The 23,620-nt window shown below is 40.1% G+C and carries 23 protein-coding genes; 2 read left to right on the forward strand and 21 right to left on the reverse strand.

Annotation, left to right across the window (positions count from 1 at the left end; genetic code table 11):
• Positions 1–238: 238 nt before the first annotated feature.
• A complete protein-coding gene (gene rpmB, locus BQ5321_RS15700) occupies positions 239–427 on the forward strand; it encodes a 50S ribosomal protein L28 (protein WP_071395377.1) in 189 nt (62 codons plus the stop codon).
• A 143-nt stretch (positions 428–570) separates the two neighbouring features.
• On the opposite strand, the gene spoVM is transcribed toward rpmB, so the two are convergent.
• From spoVM to BQ5321_RS15785, 17 genes are all read right to left on the reverse strand, one after another.
• Positions 571–651 carry a stage V sporulation protein SpoVM gene (gene spoVM, locus BQ5321_RS15705; RefSeq protein WP_071395378.1) on the reverse strand — a complete coding sequence of 27 codons (81 nt, stop codon included), beginning with the start codon at positions 649–651 and terminating at the stop codon, positions 571–573.
• A gap of 127 nt (positions 652–778) precedes the next feature.
• Positions 779–1,426 carry a thiamine diphosphokinase gene (locus BQ5321_RS15710; RefSeq protein WP_071395379.1) on the reverse strand — a complete coding sequence of 216 codons (648 nt, stop codon included), beginning with the start codon at positions 1,424–1,426 and terminating at the stop codon, positions 779–781.
• A gap of 68 nt (positions 1,427–1,494) precedes the next feature.
• Positions 1,495–2,139: a ribulose-phosphate 3-epimerase gene (rpe, locus tag BQ5321_RS15715; protein WP_071395380.1), complete on the reverse strand. Its 645-nt coding sequence runs from the start codon at positions 2,137–2,139 to the stop codon at positions 1,495–1,497.
• A gap of 2 nt (positions 2,140–2,141) precedes the next feature.
• Positions 2,142–3,023, reverse strand: coding sequence for a ribosome small subunit-dependent GTPase A (rsgA, locus tag BQ5321_RS15720; RefSeq protein WP_071395381.1), 882 nt, complete (start codon positions 3,021–3,023; stop codon positions 2,142–2,144).
• A gap of 34 nt (positions 3,024–3,057) precedes the next feature.
• Complete coding sequence (pknB, locus tag BQ5321_RS15725) at positions 3,058–5,034, reverse strand: Stk1 family PASTA domain-containing Ser/Thr kinase (RefSeq protein ID WP_071395382.1); 1,977 nt, start codon at positions 5,032–5,034, stop codon at positions 3,058–3,060.
• Positions 5,031–5,789: a Stp1/IreP family PP2C-type Ser/Thr phosphatase gene (locus BQ5321_RS15730; RefSeq protein WP_071395383.1), complete on the reverse strand. Its 759-nt coding sequence runs from the start codon at positions 5,787–5,789 to the stop codon at positions 5,031–5,033. Before BQ5321_RS15730 ends, pknB begins: the two co-directional genes overlap by 4 nt.
• 4 nt (positions 5,790–5,793) lie before the next feature.
• Entirely contained in the window at positions 5,794–6,882 is a 1,089-nt protein-coding gene (gene rlmN / locus BQ5321_RS15735; protein ID WP_390622168.1) for a dual-specificity RNA methyltransferase RlmN, read from the reverse strand.
• Positions 6,882–8,234 (reverse strand): 16S rRNA (cytosine(967)-C(5))-methyltransferase RsmB, encoded by a 1,353-nt coding sequence (gene rsmB, locus BQ5321_RS15740; protein ID WP_071395384.1) that lies wholly within the window; start codon positions 8,232–8,234, stop codon positions 6,882–6,884. The genes rlmN and rsmB overlap by 1 nt, the downstream gene beginning before the upstream one ends.
• Positions 8,227–9,186, reverse strand: coding sequence for a methionyl-tRNA formyltransferase (fmt, locus tag BQ5321_RS15745; RefSeq protein ID WP_071395385.1), 960 nt, complete (start codon positions 9,184–9,186; stop codon positions 8,227–8,229). The genes rsmB and fmt overlap by 8 nt, the downstream gene beginning before the upstream one ends.
• Complete coding sequence (gene def / locus BQ5321_RS15750; RefSeq protein ID WP_071395386.1) at positions 9,183–9,668, reverse strand: peptide deformylase; 486 nt, start codon at positions 9,666–9,668, stop codon at positions 9,183–9,185. The genes fmt and def overlap by 4 nt, the downstream gene beginning before the upstream one ends.
• Before the next feature lie 76 nt (positions 9,669–9,744).
• A complete protein-coding gene (priA, locus tag BQ5321_RS15755; RefSeq protein ID WP_071395387.1) occupies positions 9,745–12,159 on the reverse strand; it encodes a primosomal protein N' in 2,415 nt (804 codons plus the stop codon).
• Entirely contained in the window at positions 12,159–13,364 is a 1,206-nt protein-coding gene (gene coaBC, locus BQ5321_RS15760) for a bifunctional phosphopantothenoylcysteine decarboxylase/phosphopantothenate--cysteine ligase CoaBC (protein ID WP_071395388.1), read from the reverse strand. Before coaBC ends, priA begins: the two co-directional genes overlap by 1 nt.
• A gap of 97 nt (positions 13,365–13,461) precedes the next feature.
• Entirely contained in the window at positions 13,462–13,683 is a 222-nt protein-coding gene (gene rpoZ, locus BQ5321_RS15765) for a DNA-directed RNA polymerase subunit omega (protein ID WP_071395389.1), read from the reverse strand.
• Between the two features lies 1 nt (position 13,684).
• Positions 13,685–14,299 (reverse strand): guanylate kinase, encoded by a 615-nt coding sequence (gene gmk, locus BQ5321_RS15770; RefSeq protein WP_071396944.1) that lies wholly within the window; start codon positions 14,297–14,299, stop codon positions 13,685–13,687.
• Between the two features lie 12 nt (positions 14,300–14,311).
• Entirely contained in the window at positions 14,312–14,572 is a 261-nt protein-coding gene (gene remA, locus BQ5321_RS15775; protein WP_071395390.1) for an extracellular matrix/biofilm regulator RemA, read from the reverse strand.
• A 62-nt stretch (positions 14,573–14,634) separates the two neighbouring features.
• Positions 14,635–15,510 carry a YicC/YloC family endoribonuclease gene (locus tag BQ5321_RS15780; protein WP_071395391.1) on the reverse strand — a complete coding sequence of 292 codons (876 nt, stop codon included), beginning with the start codon at positions 15,508–15,510 and terminating at the stop codon, positions 14,635–14,637.
• Positions 15,511–15,683: 173 nt separating this feature from the next.
• The gene (locus BQ5321_RS15785) at positions 15,684–18,362 is read right to left on the reverse strand and encodes a calcium-translocating P-type ATPase, SERCA-type (protein WP_071395392.1); all 2,679 of its coding nucleotides are present in this window, start codon (positions 18,360–18,362) and stop codon (positions 15,684–15,686) included.
• Between the two features lie 343 nt (positions 18,363–18,705).
• Here BQ5321_RS15785 and BQ5321_RS15790 point away from each other — a divergent pair, with 343 nt between their 5' ends.
• Positions 18,706–20,427, forward strand: coding sequence for an Rqc2 family fibronectin-binding protein (locus tag BQ5321_RS15790; protein WP_071395393.1), 1,722 nt, complete (start codon positions 18,706–18,708; stop codon positions 20,425–20,427).
• 57 nt (positions 20,428–20,484) lie between these two features.
• Here BQ5321_RS15790 and BQ5321_RS15795 read toward each other — a convergent pair whose 3' ends face one another.
• The 4 genes from BQ5321_RS15795 to BQ5321_RS15810 all read right to left on the reverse strand — a co-directional run bounded on the left by BQ5321_RS15795 (position 20,485) and on the right by BQ5321_RS15810 (position 23,618).
• Entirely contained in the window at positions 20,485–21,243 is a 759-nt protein-coding gene (locus tag BQ5321_RS15795) for a polyphosphate kinase 2 family protein (RefSeq protein ID WP_390622169.1), read from the reverse strand.
• Between the two features lie 132 nt (positions 21,244–21,375).
• A complete protein-coding gene (pyrE, locus tag BQ5321_RS15800; RefSeq protein ID WP_071395395.1) occupies positions 21,376–21,999 on the reverse strand; it encodes an orotate phosphoribosyltransferase in 624 nt (207 codons plus the stop codon).
• Positions 21,996–22,712 carry an orotidine-5'-phosphate decarboxylase gene (pyrF, locus tag BQ5321_RS15805; RefSeq protein ID WP_071395396.1) on the reverse strand — a complete coding sequence of 239 codons (717 nt, stop codon included), beginning with the start codon at positions 22,710–22,712 and terminating at the stop codon, positions 21,996–21,998. Before pyrF ends, pyrE begins: the two co-directional genes overlap by 4 nt.
• Complete coding sequence (locus BQ5321_RS15810) at positions 22,713–23,618, reverse strand: dihydroorotate dehydrogenase (protein ID WP_187143794.1); 906 nt, start codon at positions 23,616–23,618, stop codon at positions 22,713–22,715.
• Positions 23,619–23,620 lie beyond the last annotated feature (2 nt).

Raw genomic sequence — 23,620 nt, forward strand, 5'->3', positions numbered from 1 at the left:
CGGCTGGGCGAGCGCCCTCCGCATCCAAGATTGTCAAGTAATTTTTCTTGAAAGGTTTGATTTGAAGTATTGCAAATGGGATGGTTGTGTGATAAATTATTAAGGTATCTTTAATGGATGAAAAACAGAGTATGTCCTGTTTTTCTCATTTTTTCCAGATGGATAAAAGATCTGATTAATAAAAATGTAACTGAACTGTATGAAACGATTCAGTTTTTCTAGTAAGGAGGGAAAATATATGCCACGTAAATGTGTTGTAACTGGTAAAAAAACAACTACAGGTAACGCACGCTCCCATGCAATGAACGCTAACAAACGTACTTGGGGTGCAAACCTTCAAAAAGTTCGTATTCTTGTAAACGGAAAGCCAAAGCGTGTTTGGGTTTCAGCAAGAGCGTTAAAATCAGGTAAGGTTGAACGTGTATAAAAAGTGCGACGTCCTTTTGGGGCGTCTTTTTTTATACGATAAGACGAAGAAAAACACCCATGACTGGGTGCCTATATAATATTGTTATTTATTATTTTCCTGTATTTTATTTATATCCCCAATGGATGGTAGAAAAATGTTGGTCATCCCTTTTTAAAAGTACCTAACATCGCCCGGACAAGACCGCCTAAAAATTTAGGCAACTTAATTGTATAAAATTTCATCGTTACGTCCCTCCTCAAACATATACAAACTCGTACTTGAGAGCTAAACCAGCTAAAGACGACTTTGAATTTTTCAACCACATTATCTTATTCAAATATCAGTAATAAGTACTTTTTATTTAAGCTTTTAATCAGTACTTCTTACAATCATTAATATGCCTTTAGAAAAAGAAAAAGTACCAGAATCACCAAGAAGCTCATTACTAATACATAATGTCGAGCCAATCGAAATATGACGATTGTATAAAGGATATTTAAACCCCGTTAGTGTAATGCCCTTTACTTCACCGGTTAAGGGAATAAAAGAAATATATTTTTTCTCCGTCACCTTTTGAAGGGTATGCTCCCCAGGAGGACGAATGAAAATCGTGTTTTGCACATCAATCATTTCAATATGAATATCCTGATAGTTCATACTATTATCCATGAGTAATTGAATATTTCCAAACATATGATCGAGCCTTCCCCCAGTGGTACCAAACATACGGATGATATGGGGTTCCTGTTTAATAGCCCATTTAAGGGCATGCTCCATGTCGGTTTCATCCTTCTCAGGTTGATATTGATTTAACTCTGTTACTGTACTCTTTATGATGGAGTATTCCATCTCGGTAACAGAATCAAAATCTCCAAATGCTATATCTGGTTTAATTCCATGTTCAATTAACGTATAGACGCCACGATCAACCCCTGCCCAAATAATATTCTGCTCTTGAAAAAAGGAGAGATCCGGCAGAAGATTGTCCGGACCACCACCAATTAAATGTATAATCACAACCTTCACCCCTTCTTCTTTGAAAGAAAAAGAAGCCCGCCTCTAAGCTGACTTCTTCTTTCTTTTTCTTACCCTTTTAATGCAGCAATGGCTTGTCCACGATCAGCCTGACCATAAACAGCTGAGCCTGCAACTAACACCGTAGCGCCCGCTTGAATACAAAGAGGAGCCGTTTCTTCATTCACACCGCCATCAACCTCAATTTCAACATTCAGGCCTTTTTCGTCAATCATTTCCTTTACTTGCTTTATTTTAGTGAGGACTGATGGGATAAATTTTTGCCCGCCAAATCCAGGGTTTACTGACATTAGTAACACCATGTCAATATCCTCAATAATATGTTCAATCAGTTGAACCGGTGTCGCCGGATTTAAGACAACTCCTGCTTTCACACCGAATGATTTAATTAATTGGATTGTCCGGTGGAGATGAACACATGCCTCGACATGAACCGTAATATAATCTGCACCTGCTTTAGCAAAGGCCTCAATATAGTCATCCGGATTTTCAATCATTAAATGAACATCAAGGGGCAGCTTTGTAACAGGTCTAACACTTTCCACAATCAATGGCCCGATGGTGATATTTGGAACATAGTGACCGTCCATTACATCCACATGGATGTAATCAGCGCCTCCCTTTTCAACGTCCTTAATCTCGTCTCCCAATTTAGAGAAATCAGCAGAAAGTATAGATGGTGCAATTTTTATCATCTTTAATACCTCGGCTTTCTATTTTTAATTTCATCTAGAAATTCTAGATAATGTTCATAACGATAGGCTGGCAGTTCCCCATTTTCGTAGCTCGCTTTTACGGCACATCTTGGCTCCGAGATATGCAGACACCCCCGAAACTTACATGCTTTACTGAGGGTTTGAATTTCAGGAAAACAATAATTCAAATCCTCCACTTCAATTTCTGTAAACTCTAAAGAACTAAAGCCAGGAGTGTCTGCGACTAGTCCCTCACCAATGTGAATTAATTCAACATGTCGTGTTGTATGTTTCCCCCTGCCAAGATGGTTAGAAATATCATTTGTCTTTAAGCTCAAATCAGGACGAAGTACATTTAACAAAGAGGATTTACCAACCCCAGACTGACCTGCAAAAACAGAAATTTCTCCTTTTATGTAAGGGAATAGTTCATTTATTCCTTCAGCCGTCTCGGAAGAGGTTAACAATACATCATATCCAGCTTTCCGATAATCATCTGCAAATTGGTGAATCCTGTTTTTTTCAGCTTCATTTGCCAAATCCATTTTCGTAATACAAATCAATGGTCGAATCTGATGATATTCGATCAGAACAAGGAACCGATCTAGTAAAGAAGTGCTGAAGTCAGGTTCGACAGCTGAAAACACAAGGATTGCTTGATCAACATTTGCAATTGGTGGGCGGACTAGCTCATTTTTCCGCTCCTTAATTTCAAGGATATAGCCCTCCGTATCATTATCAGCCTGAAAGACGACCTCATCCCCAACTAAGGGTGTAATTTTGTTTTTTCGAAACACTCCACGACCTCGACATTGAACTAATTTATCATTACTCAAGACATAATAAAAACCACTCAATGCTTTCACAATTTTACCTTCAGGCATAGCAACGCTCCCTTAATGTATTTTTGATGATTCCTTATTCGGGGTATGGAACAGTTTCTTCAAGAATGACATTTTTATCGCGCATTACCTTATAACCAGCTGATTTATCATGAACAATCATTAATTCAATCACTTTTTTAGTGTTTTCTGTAATATAAAACGTCTCATCCGCCTCGGTCATACTTTTGTTCATATCTTCAATAAAAATCTGTACTTCCTGTGGCACCCCATCCACTTCTGGCTCATAAGGAATATCAATTTCCTTGGTCACTGTTTTTGGCGGTATTTCCTCAGGTCCTTTTGATATGATAACCGTTATTTTCGAACCTTTTTTCACCGTTGCACCAGGCTCAGGTGTTTGAGAAATAACAAGACCTTTTGGTATAGTTTCACTGAATTCCTCCTGGGATACATCAGCCTCTAATCCTACAGACTCAGCATAGGTTTTAACCAAGGCTGCATTATAGCCATTTAAATCCTTAACCTCAATCAAAGCAGGTCCTTTTGATATCGTAAATTCAAGGACCGTTTCATCAGGAATTACTTCTTCACCGGAAGGATAATTTTGCTTTAGAATAGTACCAGCAGCAGCTGTCTCGTCAAAAGCCTCCGTTTTTCTAATATCCTTAAAGCCCTTATCCTTTAAGAGGGTAACTACATCATCATATAGTCTACCTGTATAATCCAATAACTCAAAGGTTGGTTTTCCGGAGCTTTCAAAAATGGTAACTTTTGTTCCTTCCTTTACCTTTTTACCTGCCTTTGGTTCTGTTTTTACAACAAAACCCTCTTCCAGCTCTTCATGGCTCATTTCTTTTGTTTCACCTATCACAAACCCAGCTGTCACAAGCTCTGAAACAGCTTGATCCAATTCCAATCCGGATACGTCCGGAATTTCGATATCCTTTGGTGAGAAAAGCGCTGGAAGTACTGTAATCGTTAAGACGGCAAGAATAATTAGTATGCTTAGTACAGAAAATAATATTATAGGCAATTTTTTATTTTTCTTTTTATCCTTACCAGTAACGGTTGCTTTTACTGGTATCGATTCAGTATTCTGTTTGCCATCTTTTTCATGGACAATCGTTTCATCAAGATTAGAATAAGGCCGATCATCTGTAATAATTGGAATTGCCTTTGTTGCATCAATATCCAAAGGAACTGAAAACTTAGGTTCATCTAATCGGTTTGGGTCCAAAGCCGTTCTTATATCTTCAGCCATCTCCTCGACGCTCGAATAACGATGGAAGGGGTCCTTGGCCGTTGCTTTTAATACGATATTTTCTACGCTTTGCGGTATAGAAGGGTTCCATCTTCGCAATGATGGAGTTTCAGACTGTAAATGCTTTAATGCAATGGAAACAGCAGATTCTCCGGAAAATGGTAGTCTGCCAGTTAATAATTCGAACATCACAATCCCAAGTGAATATATATCCGATTTATTAGTTGCGACTCCCCCTCTCGCTTGTTCAGGTGACAAATAATGAACAGAACCAAGAACTGAATTAGTTTGGGTTATACTTGTTGCGCTTAATGCCATGGCAATACCGAAATCAGTAATTTTGACAATTCCACTTTGATCCACAAGAATATTTTGTGGTTTAATATCGCGGTGGATTATATGATTTTGATGGGCATGTAAAATCGCTGAAGTAAGCTGCTGCATAATATCAAGAGCAGCATCAATCGGTATGGGTGAGTGCTTTTGTATGTATTCTTTGAGAGTTTGTCCTTTCACATATTCCATGACTATATAATAGATGGAGTCTTCCTCTTCTCCAACATCAAATATATTAACGATGTTTGGATGTGCAAGGCTTGTCGCCGATTGCGCTTCACGGTGAAAGCGGCGAATAAATTCATCATTATTTGCGAAGTCAAGCCGTAACACCTTCACTGCCACATCTCTATCTAGAATCATGTCATGGGCTAAATAGACATTAGCCATTCCACCGCCGCCAACCATCTCTAATACTTTATAGCGACCACTTATTCTCTTCCCAATCATCATTGGACATCACCCATAAAGCCATCAAGATAATATTCAACGATGATCAACGTGATATTATCCTCACCACCATTATCATTAGCGAGTTTAATGAGCCTATTAGCTTTTTCATCAATCGTAAAATTCGTCTGCAGAATATCGACTATTTCCGTCTCAGACACCTTATTTGACAACCCATCTGAGCAAAGTAATAAACGGTCACCTTCCTCAAACAGGATTGTTTTTATATCCATTTCAACTGAGGTCTCCGTGCCCAAGGCTCTCAACAATACATTCTTACGCGGATGGTTTTCTGCGTCTTCTTTTGTGATTTCACCTGAGCGAACAAGCTCATTCACAAGCGAATGGTCTTCTGTAACTTGAGAGAATCCAGACTCATTTAAGATATAGCAGCGGCTGTCACCAATATGGGCAATCGTGGCAAATAATTCTGTTATAATAGCTGCCACAATTGTTGTGCCCATACCCTCACATTCTGGATTATTTTTTGAATGTTCATAGAGAGAAAGATTAACCTCATGAATATGATTGCTTAACCAGTTTTCAGCTTGTTCAGCGGTTTCAATCATACTTGTTTTTTCCCATTCTTCCTGCAGCTTTATCAAGGCCATTTTACTTGCGACATCGCCAGCACGGTGTCCTCCCATCCCATCTGCTACAATGGCAAGTCGATGACCGGATTGACTATAGAAGATTCCACCGCTATCTTCATTGTGCTGACGGATTTTCCCTTTATCTGTCACGAAAATAGTCCTCATACACTCACCTCGTCTCTTCTTTTCGTTCCTTTGCACGAAGCTGTCCGCAAGCTGCATCTATATCTGAGCCTTGTTCTCGGCGGATTGTGACATTCACCCCTGCATCTTTTAACGTTTTCTCAAATAGAAAAATTTGATCACGTGGTGTGCGAACATAGTCCCGTTCAGGTACATAATTGACTGGGATTAAGTTCACGTGACACTTTATCCCTTTGATTAGCTGCGCTAATTCTTTTGCATGCTCCACCTGGTCATTGACTCCGCCAAATAATCCATATTCGAAGCTAACTCTTCTACCGGTTTTATTAATATAATAACGTACGGCCTCCATCAAATCTGGAAGTTTATAGGCCTTATTAATCGGCATTAAACGGCTTCGTAATTCAGTATTTGGTGCATGGAGGGAAATAGCAAAGTTAATTTGCAGATTTTCATCGGCAAATTGGTAAATTTTCGGAATAATCCCGCTCGTTGATACTGTAATATGTCTTGCCCCAATATTTAAGCCTTGATCATGGTTAATAATTTTCAAGAAGGAAAGCATATTATCAAAGTTATCAAAGGGCTCACCGATTCCCATAATCACCACAGAGCTGACACGTTCGTCTGTCTCGTCAAGGGCCTGTTGAACTTTAACAACTTGAGCTACGATTTCTCCTGCTTCTAAATGCCGCTTGAGCCCTCCAAGCGTTGACGCACAAAACGTACAGCCGATGCGACAGCCAACCTGAGTCGTCACACATACAGAATTACCATAGTCATGCCGCATTAATACCGTTTCAATCGAATAACCATCATGAAGCTCAAATAAAAATTTAATGGTTCCATCTGCCGACTCTTGTTGTACGATAGTATTTAAAGTTGTCAAAGTAAAATGATCGGATAGAATATCCCTTAAATTCTTAGACAAATTGCTCATCTGCGTAAAATCAGTCACTCTTTTTTGGTATAACCAATCAAAAATCTGCTCCGCTCGAAATGCCTTCTCGTTATGCTCCTTTAACCATTCCTTTAACTCTGCAAGCTGCAAGGAATAAATGGAGGGCTTTTGGCTTTGGTTTGTTTGATTCTCGGTTGTTAAATTCTCCATCATTACACCTTCTTCCTTAAACAAGCAATATAAAAACCATCAGAATTCATATGCTGGGGTAAAATTTGTATTTCTCCATCTTTTACAAGCGGTTTTATCACTTCAGGCAATCGCTCTTTAACCGTCTCGTCCCGTTCAAATTCGGGATGCTGCTTTAAAAACGAATCGACCACCTGCTGATTTTCTTCTTGGTCAATTGTACAAGTACTGTAAACTAGAATACCACCTTTTCTTAATAAAGGGGAAACAGATTCTAGTAATGTTTTTTGAATTTTTTGCAGGTGTAAAACATCTGCTTCTTTTTTTGTATATTTAATATCTGGTTTTCTTCTCATCACGCCAAAACCTGAACAAGGGGCATCTAAAAGAATCCGGTCAAAGGATTCCCTTTCATAATGTTGCTGAATGGTTCTGCTGTCAAGCGGTTTTGCTTTAATATTTGTCAAACCTAACCTCTCAGCATTTTCCTTTATAAGCCTTACCTTATGTTCATGTAAATCAAGGGATATGACTTCACCTGAGCCCTTTAACCTTTCAGCAATATGTGTCGACTTTCCACCCGGCGCTGCACAGGCATCAAGAACGTGCTGGTTTTCCTCGATACCAAGCGAAATGGCAACAAGCATCGAGCTTTCATCCTGAATGGTTAGGAATCCCTGTTTAAAAGCATTAGAATGAGCAAGGTTTCCTTTGTAACAAAGAATCGCCTCCGGAACCGTAGGGCTTGGCTCGACTGCATAGCCCTCGTCCACTAAAAGCGTTAAACATTTTTCTCTGGTTACTTTTGTTGTATTTACACGAGCGGTCATAACCGGTGCAGTTAAATTGATTTCACACATTTCTTTTGTGCTTTCGAAGCCAAACTGATGCACCCAACGCTTGACAAGCCAAAGAGGATGACTTGTTGAAACAGCCAGCCTTTCAATTGGGTCCTCAATCATCTCAAAGGAAGGAAGACCTTTTCGTTGAAGACTGCGTAGAACACCATTCACAAGACTAGCGATTCCTTTATGACCACGCTTTTTAGCAATTTCAACTGCCTCATAAATAGCTGCCCTGTCCGGTACTTTATCCAAGTACACCATTTGATAAACCGTCATTCTTAACAATTGTCTTACCCACATCTCCATCTTTTTACTATTTGTTAAAAATGGAGATAAATAATAATCCAGCGTCAGCTTTCTTTGCAGCGTACCATATGTTAATTCTGTTAATAAGCCAATGTCTTTTGTCTCCAGTTCATTTTTTTTGATGACATTATTTAACAGTAAATTACTGTAGGATTGATTTTTTTCAATCATCTCCAAAATCTCAAGTACTGCTTCACGTACATTTTTTTTGCGTTTATTATTCATATAAATCCCCTAATCGAACGCCAGTTGTCAAGTCACTTCCAGCTCCTCTTAAAAATTGGCCAGCAGACATTCTTTTCTTACCTGATGGCTGAAGCTCCAGAACTTTAATGGATGTTTGATTACCGGTTGCCACGATAAATCCATCCTCTTCCAGCTTAATAATTGTACCTGACCTCTCTGTTCCTGCTTGTAATAGTGGAACTTTTTCTGACTGCCAGATTTTAAGAACATTTCCCTGCAATATCGTATAAGCTCCAGGCCAAGGATTTAGTCCACGAATGTGGTTATAAATTACTTCACCATCTAGTGTCCAATCTATTTTTTCCTGGTCTCTTTTAATATTGGAAGCAAAGGTTGCTTCTGCCTCATTTTGTTGAATGGGTGTAAGCTCTCCCTTTAGGAGCTTGGGCATTGTCTCTGATAATAGCTTGGCACCTGCTTCACTTAACTTATCATGTAAGGTGCCAACATTATCATGCTCTGTAATAGGAACCTCTACTTGCGTTAATATATCTCCGGCATCTAATTTTTCCACCATATACATAATGGTGACTCCGGTTTTTTCCTTCCCTTGTAGGATCGCATAATGAATGGGTGCTCCGCCACGGAGCTCTGGAAGTAATGAGGCATGGACATTGATACAGCCATAGCGAGGTGCAGCTAGAAGTTGTTTTGGCAAAATTTGTCCAAATGCTGCTGTTACAATCAAATCTGGCTGTAAATCTAAAATAGGCTGTAGCTCTTCTGGTCGGCGGATTTTTTCCGGCTGAAAAACAGGTATCCCTTGGTTTATCGCCTCTACTTTAACCGGAGGCGGAGTAAGAATTTTTTTCCTACCAACAGGTCTGTCAGGCTGTGTAACAACACCGATTACTTGATAGCCGTCTGCAATGATTTGTCTTAATACCGGAACGGAAAAGTCTGGAGTACCCATAAAAACTATTTTAGTCATTCTCCTTCCACCTCCTGAAGCTCTTTATCCTCTATATATTTCGTAACCTTTGATGTAAACAAAATACCATGCAGGTGATCTATTTCATGCTGGATTGCCCGGGCTAGAAAATCCTCTGCTTCTATAATAAAGCTTCGTCCCTTTCGGTCCTGCGCTTGTACCTTCACATAATAAGGTCGGCTAACCTCCCCATACAAGCCAGGAAAGCTTAAACAGCCTTCCACACCTAATTGCTCACCTTTTGTTTCGAGGATTTCCGGATTGATCATTTCAATCGTGCCTGTTCCATCATCTATATCAACAATGGCTATTTGCTCATCCACACCCACCTGGGGCGCTGCCAAGCCAACACCATCAAACTCAATCATTGTATCGTACATATCATTCAACAACTTTTTTAACTTATTATTAAAAGATGTAACCGGTTTACAAGGCTGCTCTAATATTTCTGCCGGATGCATCACTATTTTTTTTACTGCCAATGTGGTTCCTCCCCTGTTTTTCTATTTAGTTTTTCCAATTTTTCTGAATCATAACATTTAATCTGCAATTTATTAATTACATGAGGATATAAGGGTTCTTGTCAATGGCTATTTGCAGGCCAGATTGATGTATATCCTGTTGGTGATGGTCGAGGACAGCTTTCAAAGCATCAGTTAGATTTGGTTCACGTTTATATTTAATTAAGCATTGATAGCGATATTTATTATTCAGTCTTGGAATCGGTGATGCAACTGGACCAAGAACAATGGCTTCCTTTGACAATCTTGAAGTAAGATATCTTGTTATTTTTTCTGTTACAGAGACGACTTTCATCAATTCCTCATGACTGACAGTGATTAAGGAGATATAGAAAAAGGGTGGATATTTATGAATTTTACGAATCATCATTTCCCGCTGGTAAAATTGATCATAATCCTGGTCCCCAGCAAGCTCAATACTATAATGCTCAGGGGTATAGGTTTGAATCACTACTTCTCCAGCAAGCTCATGTCTCCCTGCCCGGCCGCTTACTTGGGTTAATAATTGAAAGGTCTTCTCGGATGAACGAAAATCTGGTAAATGGAGCATTGTATCAGCTGATAATACCCCTACTAGCGTAATATTAGGAAAATCAAGACCTTTTGCAATCATTTGGGTACCAAGCAATATATCAGCATGACCTTCCTGAAATTCTGTTAATAGCTTTTCATGGGCCCCTTTTCTTGATGTCGTATCAACATCCATTCTTATCACTCTTGCTTGTGGAAAAATTTTCGCAATTTCTTCTTCTACTTTTTGGGTTCCAGTTCCAAAATAGCGAATATGGTCGCTGGCACATTCCGGACACGTTGTTGGAACAATGGATTCGTAGCCACAATAATGGCATTTCATTTGCTGATTGTATCGATGGTAGGTTAAGGAAATATCACAATTTGGACACTGCAGAACATAACCACAATCACGACACATGACAAAGGATGAGTGCCCCCTTTTATTCAGAAATAAAACCGTTTGCTCTTTTTTATCTAAACGATCCTGTAGCTTTTCATGCAATACTCGCGAAAACATTGATCGATTTCCCTCTCTTAGCTCTTCACGCATATCAACAATTTCCACATGTGGCAGATTACGCTCATTCATGCGTTTTGAAAGGGTTAATAACTGATAAACACCTTTTTTCGCACGGGCAAAGGTTTCTAATGAGGGGGTCGCACTCCCTAATACAACCGGGCAATTATAGCGTTTCGCTCTTTCGATGGCGACATCACGTGCATGATATCGTGGATTGTCCTCTTGCTTATAGCTAGTTTCATGCTCTTCATCAATAATAATGATTCCTAAGTTTTCAAATGGAGCAAAAACAGCCGAACGTGCCCCGACAACCACCTTTACTTCTTTACGTTGGATTTTTCTCCATTCATCGTATTTTTCACCCACAGATAATCCGCTATGCAGAACCGCAACCTGTTCTCCAAAACGCCCTTTAAATCGATTGACCATCTGAGGTGTCAATGAGATTTCTGGAACAAGAACAATTCCTTCCTTCCCAAGCTCAAGCACCCGTTGAATCGATTGCAAATAAACTTCTGTTTTTCCACTTCCCGTAACACCGTACAAAAGAAAGACATCATGTTTTTCCTCTTTTAGCGACGACAAAATAGGTTGGATGGCCTGTGCCTGATCACGTGTCAGCTCTAGCGGCATTGTTTTTATAATCTCTCGATCCTTATAAGGGTCACGATATACCTCTTTTGTCGTTTCCGCTAAAATGCCTTTGTCAAGCAGGCCCTTAATGACAGAACTGGAAACCCCAAGCATTGACATGAGTTTTGACCTTTCCAGCGGCAAACCATCAGCGATAAAATAATCAAGTAGTAATAACTGTTTTATACGACGGCTTGGAATTTCTAAGCGATAGGCTTGTAACTTATCCTTTGAAACAGCTGCTCTTATCAACTTTACTTGTTTCTTTTTTATCCGTTCTTTTACCTCGTATAGTACCTCAAGGAGGTCATTGGCGATGGCTTTTTGAATTAGTGAAAGCTCATCCCCTCCGCTCACTTCCTCCCAAGGAATTATATCTTTGTTCATAAAATGCCTTTGTAACACAGGGGAAAGCTGCTCAAGCTGTGAGCGGCTTTTCAATTTAACTTTTTTCTCGTATTTTGCTTTTAATGCAGGCGGAAGCATGACCTGAAAGGCTGAAATCTTATAGCATAATGTTTTTTCAGTTAACCAATCAGAAAGCAAAAGAAGCTCTTTATTCAGTACAGGTTCAATATCCATTAGCTCGCTGATTTCTCTCAGCTTCGGAAATTCCGATTCTTCCACAATATCCATGACAAATCCCTGAACCTTTCGTGGACCAAATGGAACAATCACACGCATCCCAGGCATTAAAACTCTGCTGAGCCTTTCAGGTATAGCATAATCAAAGGGCCTGTTCGTTTGCTTGGCCGGTACATCCACAATGACTTTCGCAACGGTCATTACTGATTTTCCTTTAGAAGCAGATATACTTCATCAATGATTTTTGTTGCAACTTCCTTTTTTGAGAGAATAGGAAATTCCTTTGTCACTCCGTCTTTGCGATAAAAGGTTACAATATTTGTATCCGTGCCAAAACCGGCTCCAGCTTCCTTAACATTATTTGCAACAATCATATCTGCATTTTTACTATTTAGCTTTTTTCTAGCATATTCACTGACATTGTTGGTCTCAGCCGCAAAACCAATCAATAGTTGCTTGTCTTTTCTTTGTCCCAGCTCCATTAAGATATCCTTTGTTCGTTCAAGCTCAATGACCTGCTCGCCAGGCTGTTTTTTTATTTTATGATCGGCATACTCTTTCGGACGGTAATCAGCAACGGCTGCCGATTTAATCACGACATCAGCATCGGCAAATCGATTCATAACCGCTTCATACATTTCCTGTGCACTTTCCACTTGGACCACGTGGATCCCTTCTGGTGGTGCTAACGAAACCGGACCAGAGATTAAAATGACCTCTGCACCTTCTCTTCTTGCTTCTTCAGCAACGGCATAACCCATTTTCCCCGACGAATGATTAGTAAGATAACGAACAGGATCAATCTTTTCTCTTGTAGGACCGGCTGTAATCATAATTTTTTTCCCAGATAGTCTGCCTTCACTCGGAGCAAAGAATCGATTTATTTTCGCTACAATATTTTCCGGTTCTTCTAATCTTCCTTTTCCAACATAGCCGCACGCTAAATATCCCTCACCAGGCTCAATAAATGAATAGCCGTACTCTCTTAAGGTAGCCATATTTTTTTGTACAGCGGGATGGTTATACATATGGACATTCATTGCCGGGGCAATCCAAACTGGTGCAACCGCAGCAAGTAAAGTCGTCGAAATCATATCATCAGCAATTCCGCCTGCTAATTTTCCGATAATATTCGCGGTGGCAGGAGCAACCAATATTAAATCTGCCCAATCAGCTAAATCAATATGGGCAATTTTTTTGGAATCTTTTTCATCAAAGGTATCGGTATATACATCGTTTCGTGATAAAGCTTGAAAGGTAAGCGGTGCAACAAACTCGCAAGCAGATTGACTTAATATCACACGTACCTCTGCACCTTCCTGGGTAAGTTTACTTGTCAAGGCTGCTGCCTTATATACAGCTATGCCTCCTGTCACGCATAATAATATATTTTTACCATTTAGCATAATCTAACCCCCATATACTAAGTTCTGCTAATCTATATACCCGTGCCACTTACTAACACAAAAGAAAAGGCCTGACATGGTCAGCCCTTTCTATCCTTTATTCATACCTTGAACCTAAGTCTCTATCTGCTAAGCGGTAAAATAATCGATCCGCATCAATTTCCTCAAGCGCTTTTCCAACATTTTTATGAGAAATGTAACGATTTAATAAAGTCGTTTCCCCCAATTGCATCTGACGGGCACGCTTAGCTGCTACCGATACTAAAGAATACTTACTATCAATTTTTGTCATTAAAGAATCAATCGATGGATCTAACATACTACTTAACCTCCAGCATTTTTAAATATTTTGGTTCTACTCGTTCTCTTCGGCAATGCTCTGCCACGACAATGGCCTTGATGCGTTCACAGGCAAGCTCGATTTGGTCGTTCTCAACCACATAATCATACAAGTGCATCATTTCAATTTCTTCCTTTGCTACATTTAAACGATTGTTAATGATATCCTCTGTTTCCGTACCTCTTGTCACAATTCGATTTTTCAATTCGGACAAACTAGGCGGCATTAGAAAAATAAATAATCCATCAGGAAACTTTTCACGGACTTGTCGTGCACCTTGTACCTCTATTTCTAGGAAAACGTCCTTTCCCTTATCTAATGTTTCACGTACGTAATCGACTGGCGTCCCATAATAATTGCCGACAAACTGAGCATATTCAAGTAACTTCCCTTGCTCTATCAGATTTTCAAACTCTTCTCGTGTTTTAAAAAAATAATCAACGCCATCTACTTCTCCTTCACGTGGAGATCTCGTTGTCATTGAGATAGAATATTCAAATTTTGTATCCGGCTGTGAAAAAATTTCCTTCCTCACTGTTCCTTTACCAACACCTGAAGGTCCAGATAATACAATCAGTAACCCTTTTTCATGAATCAAAATAAAGTCCTACCCTTCATCCATTATTTCATCCTTATCATTTAAACGATGTGCAACGGTTTCAGGCTGCACCGCACTTAAAATCACATGATCACTATCCATAATTATGACAGCCCTTGTTCTTCTGCCATATGTTGCGTCAATTAATGAACCACGGTCACGTGCATCCTGAATGATTCTTTTTATCGGTGCCGATTCAGGACTCACGATAGAGATAATCCGGTTGGCAGAAACGATATTGCCAAAGCCGATATTAATCAGTTTGATCACCTGATTTTCCTCCTATCATCAGTTATTTAGTTTCACCCTGACGATTATTTTCTAAACAAATACTATTCAATGTTTTGTACCTGTTCTTTCATTTTTTCTAGGATGCTTTTCATCTCAACCACTACTCTTGCAATTTCCGAATCATTGGCTTTAGAGCCTATTGTATTGACTTCTCTATTCATTTCCTGGAGTAGAAAATCAAGCTTTCGACCTATCGGCTCACGAAAAGTAAGAATTTTACCAAACTGTTTGATATGGCTTTTAAGCCTCGTTAATTCCTCGTTTATATCAGCTTTATCGGCAAAAATGGCTACTTCAGTTAAGATACGAGCTTCATCTATTTGACCGCCGACAAATTCGTTGATTCGCTTCGTTAATTTGTCACGATATAATTGTACCACAGTCGGCGCAAGCTCAATTATATTCGTTACCAAATCCTGGAAATTATGTAAATGTATGCTTATATCCTTTTCAAGCGCAGAGCCCTCAGCATTACGCATTTCGATGACTGAATGAGCCGCTTCCTCCACTGCTTCTAGAACGACTCGTTCAAGCTCTTCATCACCGCTCTCTTCTTCTTCGATATGGATAATATCCTCCCTGCTTAATAAATCCTGTAGAGATAGTCCATGCTCAAGAGCGTATTTTTGCTTTATATTTGCAATGGTCTGCACATAATGGTCAAGTAATTCCCAATCGACCATTACCTTTCGATCAACAATTCCTTCTCCCTCAACAGTCACATAAACTTCTATTCTTCCTCTATGTATAGATGAGCTCAATTTCTTTTTAATTTTATCTTCAATTTTATTAAATTGACGGGGCATTCGAATATAAAATTCGGAGAACCGATGGTTTACCGTTTTTACTTCTACAGAAACAGAAGAAGAGTCTGTACTCTTTTTACTTCGTCCAAATCCTGTCATACTCATAACCATTAAGACCACATCCAATCTGCTCCAAATCTAAAGAAGGAGACTTTTCATGCTCATTTCTATCTGTTGTCATGTTGTCATGTTAGCATTTTTTTATGAAAAAGAGGAGGTAGTTTGGCTTTACGAAAGAAAAGGTAATAGAGAACACTCTACTACCTTAGAAATTATAACATATTTTATTTTGATTTTCGCAGTAAAAATGAACCCGCAAGTAAAAAAGTTGGAACTGCCGAAAGTCCTGTTATAATCCACCAATCAGAAGCCACAATCGGTACGGTATGGAATATTGGCTGAAGCGGCGGATAATAAATCACAGCCAGCACCATGAAGAGCGATAAAATAACGGCCCATACTAAGTATTTGTTGCCAAATGGATTACGCGAAAGGATAGATTTTTCACTGCGACAATCAAACACATGAATTAATTGCGCCAGAACAAGCGTGGCAAAAGCAACTGTCTGTGCATATTCAAGCTGTTCAGGATTGTCCTTATACGCAAAAATAAAAGCCAGTAACGTAACCAATCCAATTAAAAATCCTCTCGAAATAATTTTCCAGCCTAGCCCTCTTGCAAATACGCCTTCTTTCGGGTTACGCGGCTTCCGTTTCATCACATCTCCTTCGGGCTGGTCTAAACCAAGCGCCATAGCAGGCAAACCATCTGTAACTAAATTCACCCAGAGAATTTGGATTGGAACAAGTGGTAAGGGTAATGCTAATAACATGGCAAATAACATGACGAGAATTTCTCCAACATTAGAAGCTAATAGATAGCGGATAAACTTCCGGATATTCTCATAGATATTGCGACCTTCTTTAATAGCCGATTTTATCGTGGCAAAATTATCATCGAGCAAGACAAGGGCAGATGCCTCTTTCGCTACATCTGTACCCGTTATCCCCATTGCAACGCCAATATCTGCCGCTTTTATGGCCGGTGCATCATTGACGCCATCACCTGTCATCGCCACGATATGACCTCTATTTTGCAGGGCTTTAACAATTTTTAATTTGTGCTCTGGTGAAACACGGGCAAAAACGGACACATCCTCGACAACAGCCTCAAGCTCCTCGAGAGACATTTCTGAAAGAGCAGGTCCATCGAGCACTTTTGATTGATTCGAAAGAATTCCCAGCTGCTTAGCTATGGCTTTGGCTGTTATAACATGGTCGCCGGTTATCATAACGGTTTTAATGCCTGCATCCTTACATTCTTTAACGGCAAGCTTTACTTCTGGACGCGGCGGGTCAATCATGCCCTGGAGACCAATAATGGTTAGGTTCTTCTCTGCCTCTTTTTCATCGAGAACAAGCGTCTGTGAAGAGATCTCCTTAAAACCAATGGCGATTGTTCTAAGCGCTTTTGATGCTAGCTCATTGATGGCAGATTGAACCGTTTGCTTGGCATCCTGTGATAGCAATTGTTTTTTCCCATTCCATAGAATCGCTTCACTTTTCCCAACGAGAATATCCGGAGCTCCTTTTGTCACGACAAATTGTCTGCCATTCGGATCCTTAATAATGACACTCATCATTTTTCTTGTTGAATCGAACGGGAACTCCTGAACAATTTTAAATTCAGTTAATAGATTTTCACGGTTATAACCCGCTTTCATGGCGGCTACTAGTAGAGCCCCTTCAGTCGGATCACCATCCACAACAAATTCCTTTTTCTTCTGGATTAATTCTGCATGATTACACAACATCCCAAACATGAGCATTTGCTGAAGTGCTTTCTCGTTATTCACATCTATTCTTTCAGCGTTTTGGTAAAATGCTCCCCTCGGCTCGTAGCCAACTCCATCAACAAACCAGGTTTGACCACTGCTCCATAAATGGGTGACTGTCATTTCATTCTGTGTCATCGTTCCTGTTTTGTCAGAACAGATGACAGAAGCACAGCCTAATGTTTCGACAGCTGGCAGCTTTCTGACAATAGCATTTTGTTTTATCATCCGCTGAACACCAAGTGAAAGGGCGACCGTCACAATAGCGGGCAGACCTTCCGGAATAGCAGCAACCGCAAGGGAGACACCTGCCAAAAACATCGTATATAAATCATTTCCTTGAAAAACTCCGACAATTACAACGAGTGTGGTTAATAATAGAGCTGTGACAATTAAGATTTTACCAAGCTGCTCCAATCGTCTTTGCAGTGGAGTTGTCATCGCTTCGGCACTCTGAAGTAAATCGGCAATTTGACCCATCGCGGTTTTCATGCCTGTTCCAACAACAACTCCGATTCCGTTGCCTCGTGTCACCATCGTACCCATAAAAGCCATATTTTCCATATCGCCGATTCCAAGATTTTCTGCGGTAAGTGCTCCTGTCCTTTTTGAAACCGGCAATGATTCCCCAGTAAGCGCTGATTCTTCTATTTCAAGACTTTTTACATCAACCAATCGCAAATCTGCACCAATACGATCCCCGCTAGAGAACTTTAAGACATCCCCAGGGACAATTTCCTTCGATGCAATTTTTATCCATTGTCCATCACGTAAGACTTGTACCTGTGGAGCAGAAAGCTCCTTTAATGCCTGCAAGGATTTTTCTGCCTTGATTTCTTGAAAAAAGCCAAGAAAAGCATTAACGATAACAATGGCAATAATCGCAATCGCATCAATATACTCCCCTAAAAAACCGGAAATTAAGGTAGCTGCCAGTAACACAAGCACCATAAAGTCTTTAAATTGACTGAAAAACAACAGCCATGCAGACTGTTTTTCACCTTCTTCTAGTTCATTTCTTCCGTATTGCTTAAGCCTTTGTTTAACATCTGCAGTTGATAATCCTGACGAGAGGTCTGTATTTAGCGCTTCCTCTACCTCTTTCGTGTTCATCTCATGGTACTTCATCCCGCCATCTCACTTCCCCCTTAATTCGAAAAGCTCTGCCGACACTAGGTGCAAAAGCGTCGACAGGCTTCTCTCTTTTAGTTAGAAACATCCTATTACCGTTCTCTAAGGAAAGCTTATTCACTCTTGTCCAAAAAAATGCTAATATAGTTGCACTTCAATCGAACAACTTGTACAGTTAAATAAAAAGCGCAAGAGCCTTGGTCAGCCCCGGGCAAGCATATGATGAGCCGGCATGAAGGTTGTCAATCTACTCCTTTGTTACGGATTGTCATAGGCCCTTAGTGGGACTTGGCACTTGCGCTAGACTACGATTAAAGTTTATTAGTAAAGGATGTTTTTCATGTCGTTTGATGGATTATTTACACGGGCAATGGTTAAAGAGCTGGCTGACTCTTTGAGAGGCGGTCGGATTAATAAAGTACACCAACCATATAAAAATGAGATAATACTAGTAATACGAGCAAATGGAAAAAACCAAAGAGTGTTACTTTCCGCACATCCAGCGCACGCAAGAGTCCAGATTTCTCAAGAGGAATACGAGAATCCTCCCATCCCACCCATGTTTTGCATGCTGCTGAGAAAACATATTGAAGGATATATATTAGAGGATGTCTGCCAAACCGGACTTGATCGGATGATTATTTTTGATATTAAAGGAAGAAATGAAATTGGGGATACATCCTATAAAAGACTGATTGTTGAGATTATGGGACGTCATAGTAATATTATTCTAGTTGACCGGACCAAAAATATGATTCTGGACAGTATTAAGCACGTTTCATCAGCCATTAATACGTATCGAACCGTTCTGCCTGGTCATGAATATATCCTTCCTCCCGCCCAGGACAAAGCGAACCCATTTGAGGCTGATGAACAGGACTTATTAAGGCGCCTCCATTTTAATGAAGGGAAACTTGATAAACAGCTTGTCAATCAATATGCCGGTCTTTCGCCTTTAATTGCTAAAGAAATCACCTTTCATGCCGGCCTGATTAATCGAGCTACCTTGCCGAAAGCCTTTCTGAATCTAATTGAAAAAGTTAAGCGTCACCAATATTCCCCTTCTATTATGGAGAGCAACCATAAAGAAAATTTTTACTTATTCCCTCTTGAAAGCACGAAGAGTCAACATGTTAAATCCTTTGCAACTCTTGGAGAAATGCTTGACCGCTATTATTTTGGTAAAGCCGAACGCGACCGTGTTAAACAGCAGGCAAATGATATTGAACGCTTAGTGATGAATGAAAAAGAAAAAAACGAGAAAAAAATAGCCAAACTGAATGAGACATTGCAGGAAGCGAATAAAGCACAGCAGTTTCAACTATATGGAGAATTATTAACCGCCAATTTATTTGCTGTGAAAAAAGGAATAAGTGAAATTGATGTTGTAAATTATTATGATGAAACCGGAGCTACTGTTACGATTCCATTGGACCCATTCAAAACACCTTCAGAAAATGCCCAGAGGTATTTTACTAAATACCAAAAGGCGAAAAATGCTCTTGAAATTGTCAAGGAACAAATTGAAAAAGCAAACGATGAAGTTCGATATTTTGACGCCCTTTTCCAGCAGCTAGAAACGGCTTCACCAAAGGATGTCGCAGAAATCCGCGATGAGCTAATAGAAGAAGGGTATATTCGCCACAGACAAAAAAGGCAACTGAAAAAACAAACGCAAAAGCCTGTCCTTGATCACTGCTATGCTTCTGATGGCACCGAGATAATAATTGGTAAAAATAATAAACAAAATGATTACTTGACTAATCGCCTGGCAGCCCGTGATGAAATTTGGCTGCATACAAAGGATATTCCAGGCTCACATGTCGTCATCCGTAGTAAAGAGCCCTCCGAAAAAACCATCCACGAAGCGGCAATCCTAGCTGCCTTTTACAGTAAAGCACGCAATTCAAGCTCTGTTCCTGTTGATTTCACACGGGTACGATACGTAAAAAAACCATCTGGAGCAAAGCCGGGATTTGTCATTTATGATAATCAGCAAACAGTCTTTGTTACTCCTGACGAAGAGGCTGTCCTGAGATTAAAAAACAATAAGAAACAGTAAATGAAACAGGTTAACATATATTAATCTCTACCTAAAAAGAGTGCAGCTGCACTCTTTTTATTCTTTCTCTCCATAGTCCGGCAGAGCGATATTATTGGCACTTAAGTACTTTTCAATGGTTTGGACTATGTTATTTAATGTTTCTAGACGGGCATACCGTTTATTATTACTTGGGATAATATACCATGGTGCATATTCTGTATCCGTTTTCGCAAACATTTCTTCCGCCGCTTCAAGATACAAATCCCATTTTTCTCGGTTACGCCAGTCTTCATCCGTGAGCTTCCAGCTTTTGAGCGGATTGGCTTCACGGGCTTTAAAACGTAACAGCTGTTCAGCTTTACTAATGTGAAACCAATACTTCATGATTAAATAACGGTCATCACTTAAAAGTTTTTCAAAATCATTGATCTCCTTATACGCCCTTGACCATGCTTCTTTTTCAGCAAAACCTTCAATCCGTTCAACAAGCACCCGACCATACCAGGAACGATCAAAAATGGTTATCTCTCCATATCTTGGGAGTTTACGCCAAAATCGCTGCAAATAATGATAGCGGCTTTCATGGGGCTCAGGGGCCGCAATCGGCCATACCTTAAATCCTCGTGGATCTAGATGCTCTGTCACTCTTTTGATTGCCCCACCTTTACCTGCAGCATCCCATCCCTCCATGACAATGACAACCGCAATTTTCTCTTGGTGTAGCAGGTGCTGAAGCCTTAATAGATGCGCCTGTAATCTTAGCAATTTGCTTTCGTACTCTTTTTTACTTTCCACTTTTTTCGCTAAATCTACTTTATCTAACCGAGTAACCACGATTTCCCCCCCTCTCATTGACAACTGTAAATGGACGGTCTCCTTTTATTTATATGATAATCCCTAACTAGCTGCCTATCCAAAATGAAGAAAACCTGACATATTCTATGATGTCAGGCTCGAATATTCCTTTTATTTTCCCCACTCAGCAGGATTCTTACGCCATTCCATGAGTTTAACCCAATCCTTTTGCTCAATATAGCCCTTTTCACTAGCTACCTCGACTAAGGTTGAGAAATCCGTTAACGAATAAGCAGTGATATTGGCATCACGCAATAATTCAAATCCTTTTTCAAGCTGATACGTAAAGATTGAGACAACCCCTAAAACATCACATCCAGCTTCACGTAAGGCTTCCACAGCTGTAATAACACTTCCGCCTGTAGATATCAAATCTTCCACAACGACTACTTTCTGTCCTTCTTCTGCTTTTCCTTCAATCTGGTTACCCTTTCCATGTCCCTTTGCTTTAGAACGAACATAGCACATGGGTAAATCCAGCACCTCACTTACCCAAGCAGCATGTGGAATCCCTGCAGTTGCCGTTCCAGCAACAAGCTCTATACTAGGGAATCTCTCTTTAATGATATCTGCAAGTCCAGCAGCAATTTCCCTTCTAATTTCTGGATAGGAAAGAGTCAATCGATTATCACAATAAATAGGTGAGATGATTCCTGATGCCCATGTAAATGGCTCGTTAGGACGAAGTGATACAGCTTTCATTTCTAATAAACTTTCAGCAATCTTTTTTTTCATAGTTGAACACCTTCCCATGCATGTATAAACTTTTGATAGCTTTCAACAGGCTGATTGGATTTTGTAATAGAACGTCCAACCACCATGTAAGATACACCTGCTTTTTTAGCCAATTCAGGTGTTGCCACCCGCTTTTGATCACCAACTGCATCCTCTTTTAAGCGAATACCCGGTGTAACGGTTAAAAATCTATTACCCAATACTTCCCGAATTATGGCAGCCTCATGAGAGGAGCATACAACACCGTCCAAACCCGACTGTTTGGCTAATTGACCATAATGAAGGACAGACTCTTGCAGAGGAACTTGTATCAGCTGCTCTTTTTTCATTTGCTCCTCCGACGTACTTGTCAGCTGTGTGACAGCAATACAAAGGGGCCTTTTTTGTCCTCCTGAAGTACCAGCTTCCAATCCTTCCAATGCTGCCATCATCATTTCCTGACCACCAGCAGCATGAACATTAACCAAATCACATTGAAGTCTAGCAAGACCCTTCATTGCACTTTTTACTGTATTAGGAATATCATGAAGCTTTAAATCTAGAAAAATACGATGTCCCTTTTCTTTGATATCATGGATAATCTGAGGGCCCTCCTGATAAAAAAGCTCCATACCTACTTTGACAAACAACCTTTCCCCATTGAAAGGCTCTAAAAAATGGGATACTTCAGCTTTTGATGCAAAATCAAGGGCAATAATAACAGGGGTCTTCAATTACTTCCAGCTCCTTCCTGTGCACTGTGAAATATGCTCATATCCTAATCTTTGTAAAAGCTTCGGTAGTTCCTCGATTATGGAAGGGCACACGAAAGGATCCACAAAATTAGCTGTTCCGACAGCAACGGCACTTGCCCCGGCATAAAAATATTCAATAACATCCTCTGCTGATTGAATCCCTCCCATCCCAATGATTGGAAGATTAACCTGTTGACTGACCTCGTAAATCATTCGAATGGCGACAGGCTTTACTGCCGGCCCGGATAATCCACCGGTTTTGTTCGCCAATATCGGACGTCCTGATTTAAGATCAATTCTCATCCCGACTAATGTATTAATCATCGTTAATCCATCTGCTCCACCTGCTTCAACCGCTTTTGCCATCTCTACAATATTGCTTACATTCGGTGATAGTTTTACGTATACAGGAACCGATGATGCTTCTTTCACTTTTCTCGTTAGATTTTGAGCAACCTCCGGAATCGTTCCAAAGGCGATGCCGCCTTCCTTTACATTCGGACAGGATATATTAAGCTCAAGAGCATGGACATTTGGAGCCTTGGAAATTTCTTCAGCTACAATAACGTAATCTTCTTCAGTAGAACCTGCCACATTAGCAATTATCGGAACATCAAACTGTGTTAACCAAGGCAGTTCCTCATCAACCACCTTTTGGAGACCGGGATTTTGCAGTCCGATTGCATTAAGCATTCCGGCAGAGGTTTCGGCCACCCGTGGTGTCGGATTTCCAAAGCGGGGCTCCACTGTCGTTGCTTTTATCATAATAGCTCCTAAGCTGTTTAAATCATAAAGCTGACTGTATTCACGACCAAACCCAAAGCAGCCGGATGCCGGCATTACTGGATTTTTTAAGTTAAGGCCTGGTAATTTCACATTAAGCATGC

The sequence above is a fragment of the Bacillus tuaregi genome, from assembly GCF_900104575.1.
Taxonomy (GTDB): Bacteria; Bacillota; Bacilli; order Bacillales; family Cytobacillaceae; genus Bacillus_BD; species Bacillus_BD tuaregi.